This is a genomic window from Acidovorax sp. Leaf191 (genome assembly GCF_001424425.1).
Taxonomy (GTDB): domain Bacteria; phylum Pseudomonadota; class Gammaproteobacteria; order Burkholderiales; family Burkholderiaceae_C; genus Acidovorax.
On sequence record NZ_LMPT01000022.1, the window covers coordinates 191,735 to 210,275 of the forward strand.

Below are 18,541 nucleotides of genomic sequence, written 5' to 3' on the forward strand. Positions count from 1 at the left end.
CACGGTGGCTGGCGTAACCGGCGCTGGGCAGAGCGTGCTGGCTCAGCCGCGCGTCATTGCTCGCCGCCCAGAGGCCGCTCGTACAGGCAGCGCTCGAAGCGGCGGGATGACAGGGTCACGCCAGAGATCTCGTGCTGGCTGGCTGCAAAGGCGTAGCGTTCCGCTGGCAAGGCCGCATGGGCCGCCTCGGTCAGCAGGATCTCGCTCGGGCCGGCGATGTCCTCACCCAGCTTGCAGGCGCAGTTCATCTCCGGGCCGAAGAGGTCTTCATGGGCGATGACCAGGGTAGGCCCATAGCCGATGCCCGCGCTGACCGCAAGGGCGCGCTCAGGCGGCAGGACGGCATTCATCGCCTCGAGCGCGCGCAGCGTGTCCAGGGCCGCCTCCAGCGCGTGTTCGGCGCTGGAGAACACCGCGAAGAGGTTGTCGGCCTCCTGCTTGATCACCTGGCCCCCGTTACCCTCGATGGCAGGCCGTGCGGCCTGCTCCATCTGGTGGATCATGGCCAGGAAATGGATGATTCCGTGGCGGGCGGTGATGCGCGAGAAGCCGCACATGTCCAGCACCAGAATCGCCACGTCGCGCACGAAGGCCGCCTCTATGGCGGCATCCACCTCGCGCACGTCCTGGGGTTGCTGGTTGCGCTGCGACAGCAGGCGGTGCAGGTATTTCTTGTCGTGCGGCGTGTCTGCGGCCAGGGGCAAGGGGGCAGGGGAGTTCATGGCGGGCCTGTGGGAGGTGTCCCACATGGTAGCGCGGCAGGTGCTGGCGGCAATGGCTGCCTGCCCGGCCTACATTGACCGGCATGCACAGCAAAAGGAAGGCCATGACCACCATCTTCAAGACCCGATCTTTGCCTCTGGTGTTTGTTGCCGCGCTGGCCTTGGGCGCCGCGGCGATTGCGCCCAGCACGGCGCTGGCACAAAGCGGCGATGATGCCTCGTTGGCACGTGGCGCAGTGCCGGACACCACACGGCAGCAGCACTATCAAACCGCTATCCGCGAAGCGGGCGGCGGTTTGAAGGTGAGCCTGGAAGAGTGCCGCAGCATGGGCGCTGCGGACCGCAAGAGCTGCGAGTCCCAGGCACGCGCCCGCTATCAGGCGGACATGGCCAAGGCCAAAGCCATCTTGCGGGGTGATCCGTCAGCGGGACCGGTGAATGTGGTGGGCGGGCCGATCCGCAGTACGGAAACGACGTACCAGATCAAGCCGTAGGGCGTGGGACCCAGTGTGGTGCACGGTAACGAACAGATGCCCGGCTGCACGCGGATTCACTTGGAAGAGGCGACGTCCTTGTCCGTGGCGACGCGGCGCGCGCCATTGAAGCGGCGGGCCCAGTACGTGACACCCATGTCTTCGACGCGTACTTCGCTGCCGCTGCGGGGTGAGTGGATGAATTTGTTGTCGCCCACGTAAATGCCCACGTGGCTGAAATTGCGGCGCATGGTGTTGAAGAACACCAGGTCGCCGGGTTGCAGGTCTTTTTTGTCGATGACCTGGGTGGCCGCAGCCTGCTGGTCGGCACGGCGCGGCAGCAAAAGGCCTACCGTTTGTTCGTACATGGCGCGCACGAAGCCGCTGCAGTCAAAACCGGTTTCAGCGCTGTTGCCGCCACGCTTGTAGGGCACACCGAGGAAACCCATGGCGTGGATGGCCAGGTTGGAGGCGTTGTCCGCCACCGTGTGGGCCTTGTCTGCGACACGCTGACTGACGTCTTCAAGCCGCGTGAGCAGGCCTTTGTCCGCAATGAAGCGGTCCATCTCGTCAGAGTTGGCCCCTTGGGGCGCCGCCTGGGCGGAGGTGGCGCAGGCCACCAGGAGGATGCAAAGCCATCTGGACATGGGGACGGAGGGTAACACGTACGCTTAGTGATGAGAAATAATCAACCCTGCAAGCTGTTGATTTGGTTCATGTAAATCAAACTTTTCCCTGTAGGAGCGTGCATTCGCGCGTGGTGCTCGCCTGCGTGCGCCCGGCTTAAAGTCCGACTGAAATTTGTGGTTATTTGTAACATTTGCCCGATGATGGGCACATGGTGAAGTTGACAGCATTCAAGGAGCGTCGCGGGATGGATCGCAATCGACATGGGCTGGTAGCGCTCGCTGCAAAGGCGTATGCAGCTATTTTTTTGATAGCGGGTGGCGTGGGAAGCGCGGGCGCGCAGCCCAGTGCCCCTGCGGTGACGCTGACTCCGGTAGCCACCGGCCTGTTCAACCCCTGGGCGGTGGCCTTCTTGCCCGACGGGCAATTTCTGGTGACCGAGCGGCCAGGCCGCATGCGTGTCGTGCAGGCGACAGGGCAGGTCGGCCCGGCGCTTGCGGGTGTGCCTCTGGTTGCGGCCGGCGGGCAGGGTGGGTTGCTGGATGTGGTCACCGACGCGAACTTCGCGCGCAACCGCCGCATCTTCTTTTGCTTCTCGGAACCGGCGGCCGCGGGCGCATCCGGCAACAGCACGGCGCTGGCGCGTGCGACGCTGTCGGCCGACGCGCGCAGTCTGCAGGACGTGAAAGTGATCTTCAGCCAGCGGCCCAAGGTGGACAGCGCTTTGCACTTCGGCTGCCGCATCGTACAGGCGGCCGACGGCAACCTGTTTCTGGCGCTGGGCGAGCGCTACCAGCGCAAGGACGACGCGCAAAAGCTCGACAACCACCACGGCAAGATCGTGCGCATCACGCCCGACGGCGCGGTGCCGGCCGACAACCCTTTCCGCCAGCGCCAGGGGGCCTTGCCCGAGATCTGGAGCTACGGGCATCGCAACCCGCAAGGGGCCGCGCTGGCGCCCGATGGAAGCTTGTGGATGCACGAGCACGGACCCCAGGGGGGTGATGAGATCAACGTGCCGCAACCGGGCCGCAACTACGGCTGGCCGGTCATCACCTACGGCGAGAACTACGGCGGCGGCAAGATGGGCGAGGGCACGGCCAAGGCCGGCATGGAGCAGCCGCTGCACTACTGGGTGCCTTCCATTGCGCCGTCGGGCATGGCGTTTCTGACCAGCACGCGCTATGGCGACGCCTGGAAGGGCAGCCTCTTTGTCGGCTCGCTCAAGTTCGGCACGCTGCACCGGCTGGAGGTGGCGCAGGGCAAGGTGCAGCGCGAAGAAAAGCTGCTGCAAGGCAATGGTGAGCGCATCCGCGACGTGCGCCAGGGACCCGACGGCCTGCTGTACCTGCTGACCGACAGCCCGCAGGGCCGGCTGGTGCGCCTGCAGCCATCCTGATCCCCGGGGCGGTTGGCGCCCCCGGCCAGGCAGGGCTGCGACAATGCGGCCATCTTCCGAGAACCGGCCACTCCGAATGGCCCACACCCATGCTGCTTGACGCCACAGAATCCCAACTCGTCCTGGTCGACTACCAGGAACGCCTGATGCCTGCCATTTTCGAGGGCCCCGCCGTGCTGGCCAACGCCCGCCGTCTGGCACAGATCGCGGCGATGCTGGACGTTCCCGTGTGGGGCACCGAGCAGAACCCATCGCGCCTGGGCGCCAACGACCCCGCGCTGCGCGCCCTGTGCCAGAAGACGCTGGCCAAGATGAATTTCAGTGCCACCGAAGAAGGCCTGGGCGAGTGGCTGCGTCCGCCCGCCCGGCCCCAGGGCGGCAACGCACGCAGCCTGCCCAAGCACCTGCAAAAGCCCGCCCAGCAGGCGCCCGAGCGCGGCACCATCGTCATCGCGGGCTGCGAAGCGCATGTGTGCCTGCTGCAGACGGCGTTGCAACTCATCGAGGACGAGTTCGACGTCTGGGTGGTGACCGATGCCTGCGGCTCCCGCACCGAGCGCAACCGCGACGCGGCCTTCGACCGGCTGGCAGGCGCCGGTGCCGAACTGGTGACGACCGAGATGGTGGCTTTCGAGTGGCTGGGCAGCTGCGAACACCCGGCCTTCAAGGACGTGCTGGCGCTCATCAAGTAGTCCGCGCAGTCGTTGAGGAGGAGGGCGCCGCACCAAGCCAAGGGCGGCAGTGCTCGGCGCCGAGGGCTGTGCAAAGCGCACTGCCTGTTCGTGACATTTGGCAGTTGCGTTTCCATGTTGGCCCTAGGGACCATCACCGCTTTGGCATGTCGAGTTGTTTTCTGCCCTCGCGCTTGATGGTCGGGCGCGTCCAGCTACTGAAAATATAGCAAACGGCAGTTGCAAACCACAGACTGCGAATGGCCGACTGCTATCCCAGTTCGCGCTCCAGCGCCTCTCGGGTGCTGGCGTCTGCCGGCAGCAGGTGGTCGATGCGCAGTGAATCCAGCGTCACGTCCATCGGCGAGCCCAGCGTGGTGTAGGCCGACATGAAGCTGAGCACACCCGCACCAGACTGCAGCTGAAGCAGCAGCACCGGCGAATGGGGCGGGGGCGCCACCGCCAGGGTGGCGGCTGCCCGGTGTCTGGCTGAAGGCATGGCTTGCAGACGCGCGGCCAGGGTCGGATTGAAAGGTGCTTCCGCTTCGGCGCGCTGCCGCACGGCCTGCGCCACACGCGGTGCGTCGATCAGCCAGCGCTGCAGGCCGTCGGACCGCAGCAAGAGGTCGAGCAAATTCAGGGGCTCGCCCGGTGTCGCAGGGCCCGGCACAAAGCCGATGAGCCGCATCAGCGCGGGCACGGCGGCGTTGGTCTCCAGCAGGTTCCATTGGGCATCCAGCAGCATTGCGGGCGCTGGCTCGTGGACCTTCAGCAGGCGGCGCAGGGCATCTCGCACCTGCAGCAGCGCCTGGGCGTCCCAGTCGCTGCGCGGGTAGTGGGGGGCGAAGCCCGCGGCCATCAGGGCCTGGTTGCGTTCTTCCAGCGGTACCCCCAGCGCATCCAACAGCGCCAGCAGCATGGCCTGGCTCGGCTGGGCCTTGCCGGTTTCCAGGCAGCTCAGGTGCCGCTGCGACACGCCCGTGTGCAATGCCAGCGCCAGTTGGCTGTGCCCCCGGCGCACGCGAAGCGCCCGCAGCAGCGGGCCGATGCGGGGCGGCGGGTGGCTGGTGCGGGAAGGGTCGGCAAAAGACATGGCGACGGATGGTGGCACAAGTCGGCCGGGGTTCTATGACCTCGGAGGTGATTGCGCCAATGACGCGCCGACCTGAGCATGCGGGCTTCTTTCCAACTTATGAAGACCCGCCATGCAAGAACCTTCTTCTCCCCCGTCCTGCGACACCCCCGCGCACGCCGACGCAGCCCGTACCCTGGCCGCGTGGCGCGCCCTGTTCGCTGCGGGTGACTTTGCTGCGATGCCCCGCCTGCTGCACCCGGACGTGGTGCTGCGGTCGCCGCTGGACGACCAGCCGCTGTGCGGCGCGGCCGCCGTGGGCATGGTGCTGGGCCTCGCGTTCAGCCTGTATGGCCGCTTTGCCTATGGCAACGCGTTGTGGAGCGATAACGGCCAGGAACTCGCCTTGAGCTTCGACGGCGACCTGGGGCCGCATGCCGTGAGGGGCATCGACCGCCTGCAGTTCGATGCGCAGGGCCGCGTCATTGCCGTGGAGGTTTTCATCAGGCCGCTGCCCGCGCTGGCCTGGCTGGCGCAAGCGGTGCAGCAGCGCATGGCCCAGGCCGGTGCGCCTACGGGTAGCGTGGCGGCTTGACGTGAAGGTCAGCGGTCAGCGGCCGGCGCTCGACGGCCAGCGCATCGCAAACCGGGTTCCGGCAGATGCATCCGAGCTGGCGCTGAGCGTGCCGCCATGTGCCGACGCGATCAGCTGGCAGATGTGCAGCCCCAGGCCCAAGCTGGTGTCCTCGCACAGGGGGCTGTCGCGGGTGTAGGCCGCAAAAATGCAGTCGATGCGGTCCGGGGCGATGGTGTTGCCCCAGTTGGTCACGGCCACCATGGCTTCGCCGTCCTGCACGGTGCCCTGCACCACGATCTGCGAGTCCGCAGCACTGTAGGTCACGGCGTTCCCGAGCAGGTTGGACACCAGTTGCTGAAGCCGCGCCGGATCGCACCACACCGGGCCGCCCATCTGAAGGTCCGAGCGGATGTCCCGGGTGGGGTGGATGTCCCTGATCTCCTGCACCGCATGTTCGAGGATGGCGTCGAGGTCCTGGCAGGCCGACATGCGGATGGGCATGGCTGAGCCCGCCCTCCCGCGCGCAAAGTCCACGAGGTCGTCGACCAGCCCCGTCATGCGGGCGGCACTGCTGCGCAGGCGCCTTCCGATGCGGCCCATGGCGGCATCGGGGCTGCGCGTCAGGAGCTCGCTGGCCACGTGCATGGTCGCCAGGGGGTTGCGAAGGTCGTGCGCCACCACCGCCAGAAACTGCTCGCGCGAGAAGCCCGCGGCTTTTTCCTCGTTCAGTGCCTGCAAGGTGGCGCCGTGCGCGAAGCTCTCGTCCAGCAGCCGCCCGATCAGCGCGGCCATGCCTTCCAGCATGCCGATATTGCGTTCGTTGTTGACGACCACCGGGTCGGGGTCGAGCACGCACAGCGAGCCGAAGTAGCTGCCGTCCGCCAGGTGGATGGCCGCCGACATGTGGCTTCGAAACCCGTACAGCTGTGGCGCCGGGTGCTTGCAGTAGAGGGGATCGGCGTCCGCATCGTCGAACACGACCGTCTGAGGCTCGCCCAGTTGCGCCTTGCAGATGGTGGTGTTCACATCCAGCTCGTCGCCAGGCACCAGGCCGAATCCGCCTTCGTCCAGGACCGCGCAGGTGATCCACCGGTCCGGCGTCACCCGTGCCAGACCGACGAAACGCATGCCGGTCTGGTCGCGCAGCAGTTTCAAGATCGCCGGAATGCCGGGGATCTTGGCGACCACTTCCAGTTGTTTGCCAATGTCTTCGATATGCAGCGCCATCGCTCTCGGCTCCTGTGGCCATCTACCACATCGGTAGAAAATTTGATCTGTCTGCTGCCGCTGCCCGTGGGGCAATGACAGCCGCCAGCCAAGGGGTGGCTGCGGGGTATACCCGCATTATCGAGCAGACTGTGTATGTCAAAAGACGCAGTGCCCCAGGCCGCGCTGCCGGACCAGCAGGCGGGTACAACGCCGGTCACCTGGCCGCATCGAGACCGTAACTCGGCTGCATTTCCCGGCTAGATTGCTCGGCTAGATTTCCCGGCTCGATGGCTCAGGCGAACCACGGCCTGAGCAGCACCACTGCCAGCCCGGCCGCACCACACGCGCCCAGCAGGGTCAGCACACCGGTCTTGAAGCGGAACAGCGCCACGCCGGCCACCACCGTGATCACCGCAGAGAAGGCATCGAACCGGCCGGCGAAGCCCTGGGGCCACAGCAGGTGGTAGGCAAAGAACAGCGCCAGGTTCAGGATCACGCCCACCACCGCAGCCGTGATGGCCGAGAGCGGCGCGGTGAACCCCAGCTTGCCGTGCGTGGCCTCCACCACCGGGCCACCCGCCAGAATGAAGATGAAGGACGGCAGAAAGGTCACGAACGTCACCACCACCGCGCCGGCAGCGGCGCCAGCGAACAGTGCGTCGGGGCCCCACACTTGCTGCAGCCAGGCGCCCACGAATCCCACGAAAGCCACGACCATGATCAGCGGGCCCGGGGTGGTCTCCCCCAGCGCCAGCCCGTCCATCATCTGCGGGCCGCTGAGCCACTGGTAATGCTCCACTGCGCCCTGGTACACATACGGCAGCACCGCATAGGCACCGCCAAAGGTCAGCATGGCCGCCTTGGTGAAGAACCAGCCCATCTGGGTGAGCGTGCCGTGCCACCCCTGCGTGGCCACCAGCAGCGCCATCGCGCCGAGCCACAGCGCCAGGCCTGCCCCGAGCACCAGCGCCAGGTGGCGGCGCGAAAACCGCGCATGCGCGGGTGTGGGCGTGTCGTCGTCAATGAGCGCCGGGCCATAGCTCGTGCGCGCGGCGGCATTCCCGCCCCCCAGCGCGAACACACCTGGCCAGCGCTGTGCACCCAGATAGCCGACCACCCCCGCGGCCAGCACAATGGCCGGAAAGGGCGCGTCGAAAGCGAAGATTGCAACGAACGACGCTGCGGCGATGCCCCACATCCAGCGGTTCTTGAGCGCCCGCGTGCCGATGCGGTGCGCCGCATGCAGCACCAGCGCCGTCACGGCGGGCTTGATACCGTAGAAGATGCCCGCCACCACCGGCACGTCGCCAAAGCGCAGGTACACCCAGGACAGACCGATCAGGATGAACAGCGACGGCAGCACGAACAGCGCGCCTGCCACGATCCCGCCCCAGGTGCGGTGCAGCAACCAGCCGATGTACGTGGCCAACTGCTGGGCCTCGGGGCCGGGCAGCAGCATGCAGTAGTTGAGGGCGTGCAGAAACCGCGTTTCGCTGATCCAGCGGCGGCGCTCCACCAGCTCGGCATGCATGATCGCGATCTGCCCGGCAGGCCCGCCGAAGCTGATGAAGCCGAGCTTGAGCCAGAACCGGAAGGCCTCGGCAAAGCTGACAGGGGCAGGGCGCTCTGGGGCGGAGGCTTCTGCGGCGATGGGAGGTGGGCTCATGGTGGTGCGCCGACGAATAGGTCGGGGTGGGGCGGGTCGGGTGCGGTGGTGCTGGCTGGCTGGCTGGCCGGGCGGGCACGGCCCCTGTGACTGTAGGGGAGGTGATGGCCGCGAGGCATGTTTTCATTCCAACTATCTACATGCACGCGGTGCAAGGGTGCAAGCGCCACACATGCCCCACCGAACTGCACGCCATGGCTTACAGCGCGCGGCCTGGGGAGAGGCGTATGCAGCACAAGAGCTGGGCGACAGGCCACAGGCCATTCGGAAAGCAAGTGGCTTCTGTCGGCAGCGCACCTGAGCCCGCCCCCAAGGGGCTGATCGCAGCTTTTCGCAGAGGTAGGCCCAGGGGCACCTTGACTATCCCAGCGTCAGTTTGCCGCAAGCCCGTCATGAATAATTATGAATTCAAAACCAGCCATCAGGCGGGCACACCGAGATGCCGAGGAGACACACCACCATGAGCCGCTACACCGACTTCTACCGCCAATCCATCGACCATCGCGACGCTTTTTGGAGTGAACAGGCGCAACTGATCGACTGGCAGACCCCGCCGCAGCAGGTGTGCGACTACAGCAACCCTCCATTTGCCAAGTGGTTCGTGGACGGCACCACCAACCTGTGCCACAACGCAGTGGACCGCCACCTTGCCGAGCGGGCCACCCAGCCTGCGCTGGTGGCGATCTCCACCGAAACCGACACCGAGCGCAGCTACACATTTGCCGAGCTGCACGCCGAGGTGCAGCGCATGGCAGCGGTGCTGCAGACGCTGGGCGTGAAGAAGGGCGACCGCGTGCTCATCTACATGCCCATGATCGCGGAGGCCGCGTTCGCCATGCTGGCGTGCGCGCGCATCGGCGCACTGCATTCGGTGGTGTTCGGCGGCTTTGCCTCGGGGTCGCTGGCCTCGCGCATCGAAGATGCCGAACCCGTGGCGGTGGTCAGTGCCGATGCCGGGTCGCGCGGCGGCAAGGTGGTGCCGTACAAACCGCTGCTGGACGAGGCCATCGCGCTGTCGAAGCACAAACCCGCTGCCGTGCTGATGGTGAACCGGGGCCTGGCCCCCATGCACCTGCAGCCCGGCCGTGACCATGACTGGACAGCCCTGCGCACCCAGCACCTGGGCACAGTCGTGCCTTGCGAATGGGTGGACGCCACGCACCCCAGCTACACCCTGTACACCAGCGGCACCACCGGCAAGCCCAAGGGCGTGCAGCGCGACACCGGCGGGTACGCAGTGGCACTGGCCGCGAGCATGAAGCACATCTTCGATGCCAAGGCGGGGGATGAGGTTCTCACCGCCGGGCCGCCCCAAGGTGACAACGCGGCGCCCTTGGGGGGCAGCGACCCGCGCGAGCGGCAGAGCGTGGGAGTCTTTTTCGCGACCAGCGACATCGGCTGGGTGGTGGGGCACAGCTACATCGTCTATGGCCCGCTCATCGCCGGCATGACCACCATCATGTACGAGGGCCTGCCCACGCGGCCCGACGCGGGCGTGTGGTGGAGCATCGTCGAGAAGTACCAGGTCACGCACATGTTCTCGGCCCCCACGGCCGTGCGGGTGCTCAAGAAGCAGGACCCGGCCTACCTGGCCCGGTACAACGTCAAAAGCCTCAAGGCCCTGTGGCTGGCCGGCGAGCCGCTGGATGAGCCCACGGCGCAGTGGATCAGCGATGCCCTGCAGGTGCCCATCATCGACAACTACTGGCAGACCGAGACCGGCTGGCCCATCCTGACCCTGGCCAACGGCGTGGAGCCGCAGACCACCCGTTTCGGCAGCCCGGGCAAGGCGATGTATGGCTACGACGTGAAGCTCATCGACGAGTCCACGGGCCAGGAGCTGACGGGGCCCAACCAGAAAGGCGTGGTCGCCATCGAGGGCCCCTTGCCCCCTGGCTGCATGCAGACCGTGTGGCGCGACGACGCGCGTTTCGTCAATACCTACTGGAAGAGCATCCCGGGCCGGCTGATCTACAGCACCTTCGACTGGGGCATTCGGGACGCCGACGGCTACCACTTCATCCTGGGCCGTACGGATGACGTGATCAACGTGGCGGGGCACCGCCTGGGTACGCGGGAGATCGAGGAGAGCATTTCTGCGCACCCCAACATCGCGGAGGTGGCGGTGGTGGGCATTGCCGATGCGCTCAAGGGGCAGGTGGCGATCGCTTTTGCAGTGCCGCGGGATGCGTCCGGGTTGGTCGACGACGCTGCGCGGCTGAGGCTGGAGGGCGAGGTGATGAAACAGGTGGACGGCCAACTGGGCGCGGTGGCGCGGCCGGCGCGCGTGTATTTTGTGACGGTGCTGCCCAAGACGCGCAGTGGCAAGTTGCTGCGGCGGGCGTTGCAGGCGGTGGCGGAGCGGAGGGACCCGGGGGATTTGACGACGATGGAGGATCCGGCGGCGTTGCAGCAGGTGAGGGCGTTGGTGGGGGAGTGAGTGGCTGATTGCCTTGGCCTTGGCCTGTTTCTTTTCAGCCGTTCGGGCTGAGCTTGGTGAAGCCTGTGCCTATAAGTCGCCCTCTGTCCGTTCGGGTTGAGCTTGTCGAAACCGGGGCGCTGCTCGCGAGCTCGCTGCTTTGAGAGGTGAGCCTGTGTGGAGGGCGGAGGCCGGGAGTTCGCCCCGGCGGGCGAGGTACTTGTTCTTTGCTTCGCCAAAGAAAAGTACCCAAAAGAAAGGCGACCCCCAGTCTGCGACCCCTTCGCNGCCGGGAGTTCGCCCCGGCGGGCGAGGTACTTGTTCTTTGCTTCGCCAAAGAAAAGTACCCAAAAGAAAGGCGACCCCCAGTCTGCGACCCCTTCGCGTTGCGAAGGGGCAAACCTGCGTCGGGGCGGTTGCGGGGTGCGCCGCAGAGCTCACTGCGCGCTGCGCGCTACGTTCAGACAACCACGGCGAGCTAGAGCACGAAGCATGCGCGCTGCGACGCGCATGCCACCCCGCAACCCCCCGCCGCAGGCGCAGCCAGCAGGGGGTGGACAGCCGAACATCCGAACAGCCACACGGGCCATCGCGTTGCTCGACCCCGAACGCGCGGGCGCAAGCGCCACGCGCTGCGCAAGCGAGGCCGAGCGAAGCAATGGCCCGTGTGGATGTCCTCTCCCCCCGCCCTTCAGGATGCGCCGAGGAGCGCAGGGCTTGGGGTGAGCGTGTGCCGAAGGACACACGCATCGTGAACTGACTCGCTGCGGATGTTTGAGCGTAGCGCGGCAGCGCGCAGCGAGTTCCGCAGCGCACCCCACGGAAAGAAAGTTACTCGCACGCCGGGCGACTCCCGGCCTCCGCCCTCAACAAAGGCATGCTGCCCATCAGCGAGCCTGCGAGCAGCGCCCAGGTTTCGACAAGCTCAACCCGAACGGCGATGGGCCGATGCGCCCAGGTTTCGGCAAACTCAACCTGAACGGTTGGGCTCGGCAGGCGCCCGAGTGCCATTGCCATCGCACCTGCAGCTATGCTCAACCATCCTCCTTCCCCCAGACCGCCCAAGGACCCCTCCCATGCGCCTAGCCGTAGAAAACCTAGAAGCCTCCAAAATCCGCGAAGTCGCCAACGCCGGCATGGGCCGCGCCGATGTCCTGGCCTTCTGGTTCGGCGAGAGCGACGAAATCACCCCCGAGCCCATCCGCCAGGCCGCCATCGAATCCCTGCAACGCGGCGAAACCTTCTACTCCCACAACCTCGGCCTGCCCGATCTGCGCCAGGCCATCGCCAGCTACGCCAGCGCCCTGCATGGCCCCATCAGCGCAGACCGTATCGCAGTGACCTCGGGCGGAGTCAGCGCGCTGATGATCGCGATGCAGGCATTGCTCGATGCGGGCGACGATGTGGTGGCCGTCACGCCCGTGTGGCCCAACCTCACGGCCCAGCCCGCCGTGCTGGGTGCGCGTGTGCACTGCGTGCCGCTGCGGGCCGAAGGCGGGGCGTGGACGCTGGATCTGCAGGCGCTGCTCGACGCCATTACCCCCGCCACGCGCCTCCTCATCGTCAACGCGCCCAACAACCCCACGGGCTGGACCCTCACGCGGGCGGAGCAGCAGGCCATCCTGGAGCACTGCCGCCGCACCGGCACCTGGATCCTGGCCGACGAGGTCTACGAGCGCCTGTACTACGGTGCGACACCCAACGGCTGCGCGCCGAGCTTTCTGGACATTTCTGACGCCGAAGACCGGCTCATCGTGGTGCAGAGCTTTTCCAAAAGCTTCCTCATGACCGGCTGGCGCCTGGGCTGGCTGGTGCTGCCACCTGCGCTGGTGGATGCCGTGGGCAAGCTGATCGAGTTCAACACCTCCTGCTCCAGCGTGTTCACCCAGCGCGCGGGCTTGGCGGCACTGGAGCACGCGGGCGAGATCACGCCGCCCCTGGTGGCCCACATGCGCCGCTGCCGCGACACGCTGCTGCCCCGGCTGGCGGCGGTGCCCCAGGTGGAGGTGGCGAGCCCGCTGGGCGGGATGTACGCGTTTTTCCGCCTGCATGGGTTTGATGATTCGCTGGCCGTGGCGCAGCGGCTGGTCAGCGAGGCCGGGCTGGGCCTGGCTCCGGGCAACGCTTTCGCGCCAGAGGCCCAGGGTTGGCTGCGCTGGTGTTTTGCGTCCAAAGAACCGGCGCGACTGGAGGCCGGTGTACAGCGCTTGCAGGGTTGGCTTCAGTCCCAAACGTGACTTGTTGATGCACCTGAATCGGCATTTTATGCTTGCAATTTGCAATACAATAATTATTTGGTTTCAAATAAGAGAGGGGTTCGCGTGTTCAGAAAAATCAGCGTAGCAGGTTTGGTTTTGGTAGCCATGTTATTAACAGGTTGTATTCAGGCGCCAAAAAAGACGGCTTTTAATCAGGCAATGGCCACCAATTTGAAGACGGTCCTTATTGTTCGCGATCCTGATCAAGACCGGTATGAAGCAGTCATGATTGGCCACCCAGGTGCGGGCTTCGGCCTGATCGGCGCACTGGTCGCCACGGCGGACATGCATGCGAAAGGTTCACGATTGACTGAAGCGATCGACGTCAACAAGACAACCCTCAGAGATCGTTTCGAAAAGGTTCTGGCTGAAAAACTGCAGGCACAGGGCTACACCACTGCACGTTTGGTCTTGCCGAAAGACGTAAAAGAAGAGGATATGCTGGCCACAGCACGGAAAATGGGCGTTCAAGCAGATGCTGTTTTGTGTTTTCGCTTGAATGGAGGATATGTGGCTGCGGGACCCACTTCTGATTATTTTCCATCTGTAGGTGTGAAGGTTGTCCTCTCCGATCAACTCGATAAAGAGCTTTATGCCGATACCTTCAGCTATGGCTACACTGCGCCCCAATCCAAGGCGATTCATTTCACTTCGGACGAACAGTATCGGTTCTCAAACATCGATACTTTGATCAGCGATCCCCAAAAAACGCGGCAAGGTCTTATCGCAGGGCTTGATGTGCTGGCAACACAAATCTCCCTGGATCTGAAGCGGCCGTGATACACAAGAAAAGTCGCCTGGTAACCATCGGAATTGCGTTGTCTCTGGTGGGCTGCCAGACCATGCAGACCGGCGAAAAAATTGTGAGCGATGGCGTTGCCGCCTTGGACAAAACGCCGTTGTGTTGTTCCGATCTGAGTGAAGCCAAGCGTATTCCGCTTTCGCTATTGCCCACGGATATTGCTGTGGATGCAAAAGCGCAGGCCCACAAGTTCGATGGCACCAAAGCCTTTTTCGTACTTCTGGAACTTCCAGTTTATGAAAAGCCCTATGCCATCACACTGACAAGCAGTGCAAAAGGCGTGGTCAACGACAATGCACTTTTTATCCCCCGAGTGAAGGTATACGACTCTGAATTCGCTGCGACTCGAAGCTTTGACGAAAAAAGTCTGCGCAATCGAGGTAATGATTTGGAGCGAACCATTTTCATCAATCCGCAGAACAACGCCGAACGATACATCGCCATTTATGGATCAGATCTTTCTGCCTCCATCGAACGACCATACTCCGAAGTCACCTACAACACCGTCGTTGTCGGGACGATCATGTTCAATGTCGTTGGCGGTCGTGATGGAAAATCAACGCTACGCTCTTCGCCCACTGGAAGCCTGCATATAGAGGTTTCAGGGCTCGACAAGCCCCAGAAAAAATGAGCGGCAAACTCCAGTCCGTCCCAGCCGCTTGGCAAGAAGCGATGAGGCGGCTGGGTTACCTGCGCGCGGCGCGTCAGGGTTGGACGAGACGATGCCGCTGCCACCCCGGCGGCGGCTGCCACTCCGATGACCAGCTGAGAAAGTCCCCGAGCGGCATCGGCCGGGCAATGCAATACCCCTGGGCCTGCGTGCAGCCCAGCTGCAGCAGCATCTGTCCCTGCTCGACGGTTTCCACGCCTTCGGCGATCACGCGGTAGCCGAAGGAGCGGGCCAGGCCGATCACGCCTTGTACGATGGCCAGGTCGCCGGGGTCGCCCATCATGCCGTGCACGAAGCTCTGGTCGATCTTGAGCGTGTCCATGGGCAGGCGGCGCAGGTAGGTGAGGGACGAGTAGCCGGTGCCGAAGTCGTCGAGCGACACTGCCATCCCCAGGGCGCGCACTGCGTGCAGGGTGTGCGCCACGGCGGCCAGGTCGTACAGCGCGGCGCTTTCGGTGATTTCGATCTCGACCAGGCGGCCGGGCACGCTGGGGTGGCGCTCCAGGCATTCGGCCATCCAGTCCGCAAACCGCGGGTGCTGCAGGTGCTGTGCGGCGATGTTCACGCTGATGGGCAGGCCTGGCGGGTTCTTGCGGGCCTGCATCTGTTCGAGCACCTGGAAGGCGGCTTCGATGACCCATTCCCCAAAGCCGATCTCAAGCTCGGTGCCTTCCAGCATGGGCAGGAACTCGCCGGGCGAGACCACGCCGCGTTGGGGGTGCTGCCACCGGGTGAGCGCTTCGGCACCCACCACGGTGCCGCTTTTCATGTCGACCTTGGGCTGCAGGTACAGCGTGAACTGTGCGTCCGCCAGCGCGCCTTGCAGGTGGCGCCCCTGTTCGCGCAGCAACTGCAGCGCGCGCTCCTGGGCCGCGTCGAATTGGTGGAATCGGTTGCGCCCGGCCTGCTTGGCGGCGTACATGGCCTGGTCGGCATGGCGCAGCAGGGTGTCTGCGTCGGCATCGTCCTGCGGGAACACGGTGTAGCCGATGCTGGCCGTGACGACCACGCGCTCGGTGTCCAGCGTGTAGGGGGCTGAGATGCTCTCCATCACCCGGTGCAGCATGCGCTCGCAGTCGTGCACGGATTCCAGCTCGGGCAGCAGGATCACGAACTCGTCGCCGCCCAGGCGGGCCACGGTGTCGAGCGGGCGCAGGGCGCGGGTCAGCCGGCCGGCCACCACCACCAGCAGGCGGTCGCCGGCTCCATGGCCCAGGCGGTCGTTCACGGGCTTGAAGCCGTCCAGGTCCAGGTAGGCCACGCCCAACGGAGTGCCGCGCTTGCGCGCCTGCGCCATGGAGTCCTGCAGCTTGCGCGCCAGCAGCACGCGGTTGGGCAGGCCAGTGAGCGCGTCGAACAGTGCCAGCCGCTGCAGCAGGACCTCCTGCTCGCGCTGGGGGGTCACATCGATGGCCACGCCCAGCATGCGTTGGGCGCGGCCATGCGCGTCGGCGCCGACGATCTTGCCCAGGCTGCGCACCCAGCGCACGGCGTCTCCGGCCTGGTTCACCCGCCAGGTGGCGTCGAACGGAGTGCCGGGATGGGAGATGTGGCGCGCCATCTCGGCCGTGATGCGGTCGATGTCGTCGGGGGCGATGCCGCTCGTCCACTGGATGGTCGCGGGCGCCGCTTCGGGGGATTCGAGCGGTGACAGCCCGCGCATGGTGCGCCAGCGGGTATCGCCGCTCACGGCGCCGGTCTGCAGGTTCCAGTCCCACAGGCCCAGCGACGCGGCCGAGATGGTGAGCGAGAGCAGTTCTTCGCGTTCGCGCACCTGCTCTTCGCTTCTCTTGCGGTCGGTGATGTCGTGCACCGAGAACAGCCAGCAGGGCTCCCCGTCGAACTGGGTGGCGCGCATGGACTGCAGCACCGTGCGGGGCGGTCCGCCGCGCACGTTCAGCGTGATTTCGTAGCTGCCCAGGTGCCCCGTGCCGCCCTCGGCCTCCAGCAGGCGCGCGCGGTCTTCCTCGGTGAAGATGCCCAGTTCGATGGCGGTGCGGCCAATCGCCTGCTCGCGCGGTATGCCCAGCAGTTCCACCCACGCGGGGTTGATGTCCACATACCGCCCGTCGTTGCGGTGTGACAGGCCCATGGGGAAGGGCATGAGGTGAAAGATGCGCGAGAACCGTTCCTCGGAATGGCGCAGGCGCTGGTCCGAGCGCTTGGCCTCGTCGATGTCCTGCATCACGCCACGCACGCGGGTGACGCGGCCGTTGTCGACCACGGGCTCGCCCCGTGCGCGCACCCACACCTGGCGCCCATCGGCGTGCAGCACCTCCATCTCCATGCTCCACTCGGTGCGTTCGCGGATGCTCTGGCGGATGCGCTCGCGCAATGGCTCGCGGTAGTCCGGTGCCACCAGGCGGTCGATGTAGTCGTGGGGCAGCGGCGAGCCCGGGGGCAGGCCGTGGATGTCGAAGCACACGTCCGACCAGTACACCAGGCCGCGCCCGCGTTCGTCCTCCCAGGCGCCCAGGCGCGCCATGCGGCCGGCCTGCTGCAGCAGGCTGTTGAGGGCCCGCAGCTCGTCGCTGGTGCGATGGGCTTCGGTCATGTCGTGGAAGATGAAAACAAAGCAGTTCTCGCCGTCCACAAGCACGGAGCGTGCCGACATGAGGCCCGGGATGCGCACACCCCGGCCCTGCGCCACCAGCGGCAGGCGGTCCACCCGGCCATCGCGCCGGAAGGTCTCGACCAGCCGGGCGCGTTCCTGCTCCGACGCCCAGATGTCGAGCTCGGTGGACGTGCGGCCGATCACCTCCTCGCGCGGGCGGCCCAGCACCTCGCAAAAGGCCGGGTTCACGTCGATGTAGCGCCCGTCCGAGATGCGCGAGATGCCCGCCGGGTCGGGCAGCGTCTGGTAGAAGGTCGTGTACTTGGCCTCGGACGAGCGCAGCGCATCTTCCACCTCGCGATGGGCGGTGATGTCCACGTCCATGCCGATGAGGGCGGTGGGTCGGCCCTGGGCGTCGCGCCGGGCCACGGTGCCGCGCGACATCAGCCAGCGCCAGCGGCCATCGGTGTCCAGCACGCGGAACTCGGCTTCGTAGGTTTCGTCCAGCCCGTCCATGGCGCGCTCGAGCCGGGCGGCATTGCGCTCGGCGTCCAGCGGGTGGCGGCGCCCGTACCAGCGCTCCCACAGGCCTTTCGCATCGGCCTCTTCGCAGCTCACGCCGAAGGCCTCGTAGAACTTACCGTGGCAGCGGAACTGGCGTTCGACCACATCCCATTCCCACCGGCCACCGCCCAGTGCGTCCATGGCCAGTTGCAGTTGCTGCTCGCGCTGCACCAGCGCCTCCTGGGTGCTGGTGCGCGCCATCTCTGCGCGGGCCTTGCCGGCCAGCAGCAGGCGGCCCACGCCCAGCATCAAAAAGCCTGCGCCGTGGTGCCAGGGCAGCGTGGTGGGCCAGGGTCCCAGGGTGCCGGGCACCTGGTTGGCCAGCCACAGGCAGGCCGACACGGTCAGCGGCAGGGTCACCGTCAGGCCCGCGAGGGCGATCCACGCTGCCGACCGCAAAGGCAGGCGCCGTGATGCGCGCCGCCACAGCCAGGCCAGCAGCCAGGTGGCCCCCAGCACCATCACGGCGGGGGGCGTGGCGGACGGGGCCATGAACACCACGGCCAGCAGCGCAGCCAGGGCGGTGACGGCCGCCGGCAGTCCGCCGAAATACAGGCCCATGAACGCGACGACGGTGGGGTAGGCCACGATGCCCAGCTCGGGCGCGTTCCAGTGCAGGGCGGTGAAAGCTGTCGCCGACACCAGGCCGCCCGCGGCGCCCAGCAGCCAGCGCGTGCGCCGGGACGGGCGCAGCGCTTCGTGCGGCGGCAGCCACTCCAGCACCAGCAGGAGCAGCATCAGCACCGTGCCCGCCATCAGGGTGTTGTTACCCATGGCGGTGTGCGAAGCGGTGGCAGACCTGCCAGGGGCTGATGGCCGTGGCGGCTGTCAGCGCCTTGGGCCGGGCGCAAACTGCGC

14 protein-coding genes are annotated in these 18,541 nt (G+C 66.1%); 8 read left to right on the forward strand and 6 right to left on the reverse strand.

Annotated features, from left to right (window positions below):
• Nucleotides 1–53 precede the first annotated feature (53 nt).
• Complete coding sequence (locus ASG27_RS23360; protein WP_056421343.1) at nt 54–722, reverse strand: adenylate/guanylate cyclase domain-containing protein; 669 nt, start codon at nt 720–722, stop codon at nt 54–56.
• 104 nt (nt 723–826) lie between these two features.
• Here ASG27_RS23360 and ASG27_RS23365 point away from each other — a divergent pair, with 104 nt between their 5' ends.
• Entirely contained in the window at nt 827–1,216 is a 390-nt protein-coding gene (locus tag ASG27_RS23365) for a hypothetical protein (protein WP_056421342.1), read from the forward strand.
• Between the two features lie 56 nt (nt 1,217–1,272).
• Here the strand turns inward: ASG27_RS23365 and ASG27_RS23370 are convergent, their stop codons facing one another.
• Nucleotides 1,273–1,842 (reverse strand): C40 family peptidase, encoded by a 570-nt coding sequence (locus ASG27_RS23370; RefSeq protein WP_056421341.1) that lies wholly within the window; start codon nt 1,840–1,842, stop codon nt 1,273–1,275.
• A gap of 227 nt (nt 1,843–2,069) precedes the next feature.
• On the opposite strand from ASG27_RS23370, the gene ASG27_RS23375 reads away from it, so the two are divergent.
• Together ASG27_RS23375 and ASG27_RS23380 are read left to right on the forward strand one after the other, a co-directional pair.
• A complete protein-coding gene (locus ASG27_RS23375) occupies nt 2,070–3,221 on the forward strand; it encodes a PQQ-dependent sugar dehydrogenase (protein ID WP_082486131.1) in 1,152 nt (383 codons plus the stop codon).
• Between the two features lie 89 nt (nt 3,222–3,310).
• The gene (locus ASG27_RS23380) at nt 3,311–3,913 is read left to right on the forward strand and encodes an isochorismatase family protein (RefSeq protein WP_056421339.1); all 603 of its coding nucleotides are present in this window, start codon (nt 3,311–3,313) and stop codon (nt 3,911–3,913) included.
• A gap of 250 nt (nt 3,914–4,163) precedes the next feature.
• On the opposite strand, the gene ASG27_RS23385 is transcribed toward ASG27_RS23380, so the two are convergent.
• The gene (locus ASG27_RS23385) at nt 4,164–4,985 is read right to left on the reverse strand and encodes a helix-turn-helix domain-containing protein (RefSeq protein ID WP_056421338.1); all 822 of its coding nucleotides are present in this window, start codon (nt 4,983–4,985) and stop codon (nt 4,164–4,166) included.
• Between the two features lie 112 nt (nt 4,986–5,097).
• Here ASG27_RS23385 and ASG27_RS23390 point away from each other — a divergent pair, with 112 nt between their 5' ends.
• Nucleotides 5,098–5,559: a nuclear transport factor 2 family protein gene (locus ASG27_RS23390; protein ID WP_056421337.1), complete on the forward strand. Its 462-nt coding sequence runs from the start codon at nt 5,098–5,100 to the stop codon at nt 5,557–5,559.
• Between the two features lie 15 nt (nt 5,560–5,574).
• On the opposite strand, the gene ASG27_RS23395 is transcribed toward ASG27_RS23390, so the two are convergent.
• Entirely contained in the window at nt 5,575–6,768 is a 1,194-nt protein-coding gene (locus ASG27_RS23395) for a GAF domain-containing sensor histidine kinase (RefSeq protein WP_082486132.1), read from the reverse strand.
• A 274-nt stretch (nt 6,769–7,042) separates the two neighbouring features.
• Nucleotides 7,043–8,416 carry a chromate efflux transporter gene (gene chrA, locus ASG27_RS23400; RefSeq protein WP_056421336.1) on the reverse strand — a complete coding sequence of 458 codons (1,374 nt, stop codon included), beginning with the start codon at nt 8,414–8,416 and terminating at the stop codon, nt 7,043–7,045.
• A gap of 460 nt (nt 8,417–8,876) precedes the next feature.
• Between chrA and ASG27_RS23405 the strand changes: the two genes are divergently transcribed.
• The 4 genes from ASG27_RS23405 (at nt 8,877) to ASG27_RS26300 (ending at nt 14,526) form a co-directional block, all read left to right on the forward strand.
• Nucleotides 8,877–10,856: a propionate--CoA ligase gene (locus ASG27_RS23405; protein ID WP_156370934.1), complete on the forward strand. Its 1,980-nt coding sequence runs from the start codon at nt 8,877–8,879 to the stop codon at nt 10,854–10,856.
• Nucleotides 10,857–11,911: 1,055 nt separating this feature from the next.
• Nucleotides 11,912–13,072: a pyridoxal phosphate-dependent aminotransferase gene (locus ASG27_RS23415; protein WP_056411960.1), complete on the forward strand. Its 1,161-nt coding sequence runs from the start codon at nt 11,912–11,914 to the stop codon at nt 13,070–13,072.
• A gap of 84 nt (nt 13,073–13,156) precedes the next feature.
• Nucleotides 13,157–13,873 (forward strand): hypothetical protein, encoded by a 717-nt coding sequence (locus ASG27_RS27050; RefSeq protein WP_156370936.1) that lies wholly within the window; start codon nt 13,157–13,159, stop codon nt 13,871–13,873.
• Nucleotides 13,870–14,526 (forward strand): MalM family protein, encoded by a 657-nt coding sequence (locus ASG27_RS26300; RefSeq protein WP_082486133.1) that lies wholly within the window; start codon nt 13,870–13,872, stop codon nt 14,524–14,526. Before ASG27_RS27050 ends, ASG27_RS26300 begins: the two co-directional genes overlap by 4 nt.
• Before the next feature lie 73 nt (nt 14,527–14,599).
• On the opposite strand, the gene ASG27_RS23425 is transcribed toward ASG27_RS26300, so the two are convergent.
• A complete protein-coding gene (locus ASG27_RS23425; RefSeq protein ID WP_056411967.1) occupies nt 14,600–18,457 on the reverse strand; it encodes a sensor domain-containing protein in 3,858 nt (1,285 codons plus the stop codon).
• Nucleotides 18,458–18,541: the final 84 nt, after the last annotated feature.

Coding starts and splice junctions, on each gene's coding strand:
- ASG27_RS23360 (WP_056421343.1), bottom strand. CDS start 722: ATGAACTCCCCTGCCCCCTTGCCCCTGGCCGCAGACACGCCGCACGAC.
- ASG27_RS23365 (WP_056421342.1), top strand. CDS start 827: ATGACCACCATCTTCAAGACCCGATCTTTGCCTCTGGTGTTTGTTGCC.
- ASG27_RS23370 (WP_056421341.1), bottom strand. CDS start 1,842: ATGTCCAGATGGCTTTGCATCCTCCTGGTGGCCTGCGCCACCTCCGCC.
- ASG27_RS23375 (WP_082486131.1), top strand. CDS start 2,070: ATGGATCGCAATCGACATGGGCTGGTAGCGCTCGCTGCAAAGGCGTAT.
- ASG27_RS23380 (WP_056421339.1), top strand. CDS start 3,311: ATGCTGCTTGACGCCACAGAATCCCAACTCGTCCTGGTCGACTACCAG.
- ASG27_RS23385 (WP_056421338.1), bottom strand. CDS start 4,985: ATGTCTTTTGCCGACCCTTCCCGCACCAGCCACCCGCCGCCCCGCATC.
- ASG27_RS23390 (WP_056421337.1), top strand. CDS start 5,098: ATGCAAGAACCTTCTTCTCCCCCGTCCTGCGACACCCCCGCGCACGCC.
- ASG27_RS23395 (WP_082486132.1), bottom strand. CDS start 6,768: ATGGCGCTGCATATCGAAGACATTGGCAAACAACTGGAAGTGGTCGCC.
- chrA (WP_056421336.1), bottom strand. CDS start 8,416: ATGAGCCCACCTCCCATCGCCGCAGAAGCCTCCGCCCCAGAGCGCCCT.
- ASG27_RS23405 (WP_156370934.1), top strand. CDS start 8,877: ATGAGCCGCTACACCGACTTCTACCGCCAATCCATCGACCATCGCGAC.
- ASG27_RS23415 (WP_056411960.1), top strand. CDS start 11,912: ATGCGCCTAGCCGTAGAAAACCTAGAAGCCTCCAAAATCCGCGAAGTC.
- ASG27_RS23425 (WP_056411967.1), bottom strand. CDS start 18,457: ATGGGTAACAACACCCTGATGGCGGGCACGGTGCTGATGCTGCTCCTG.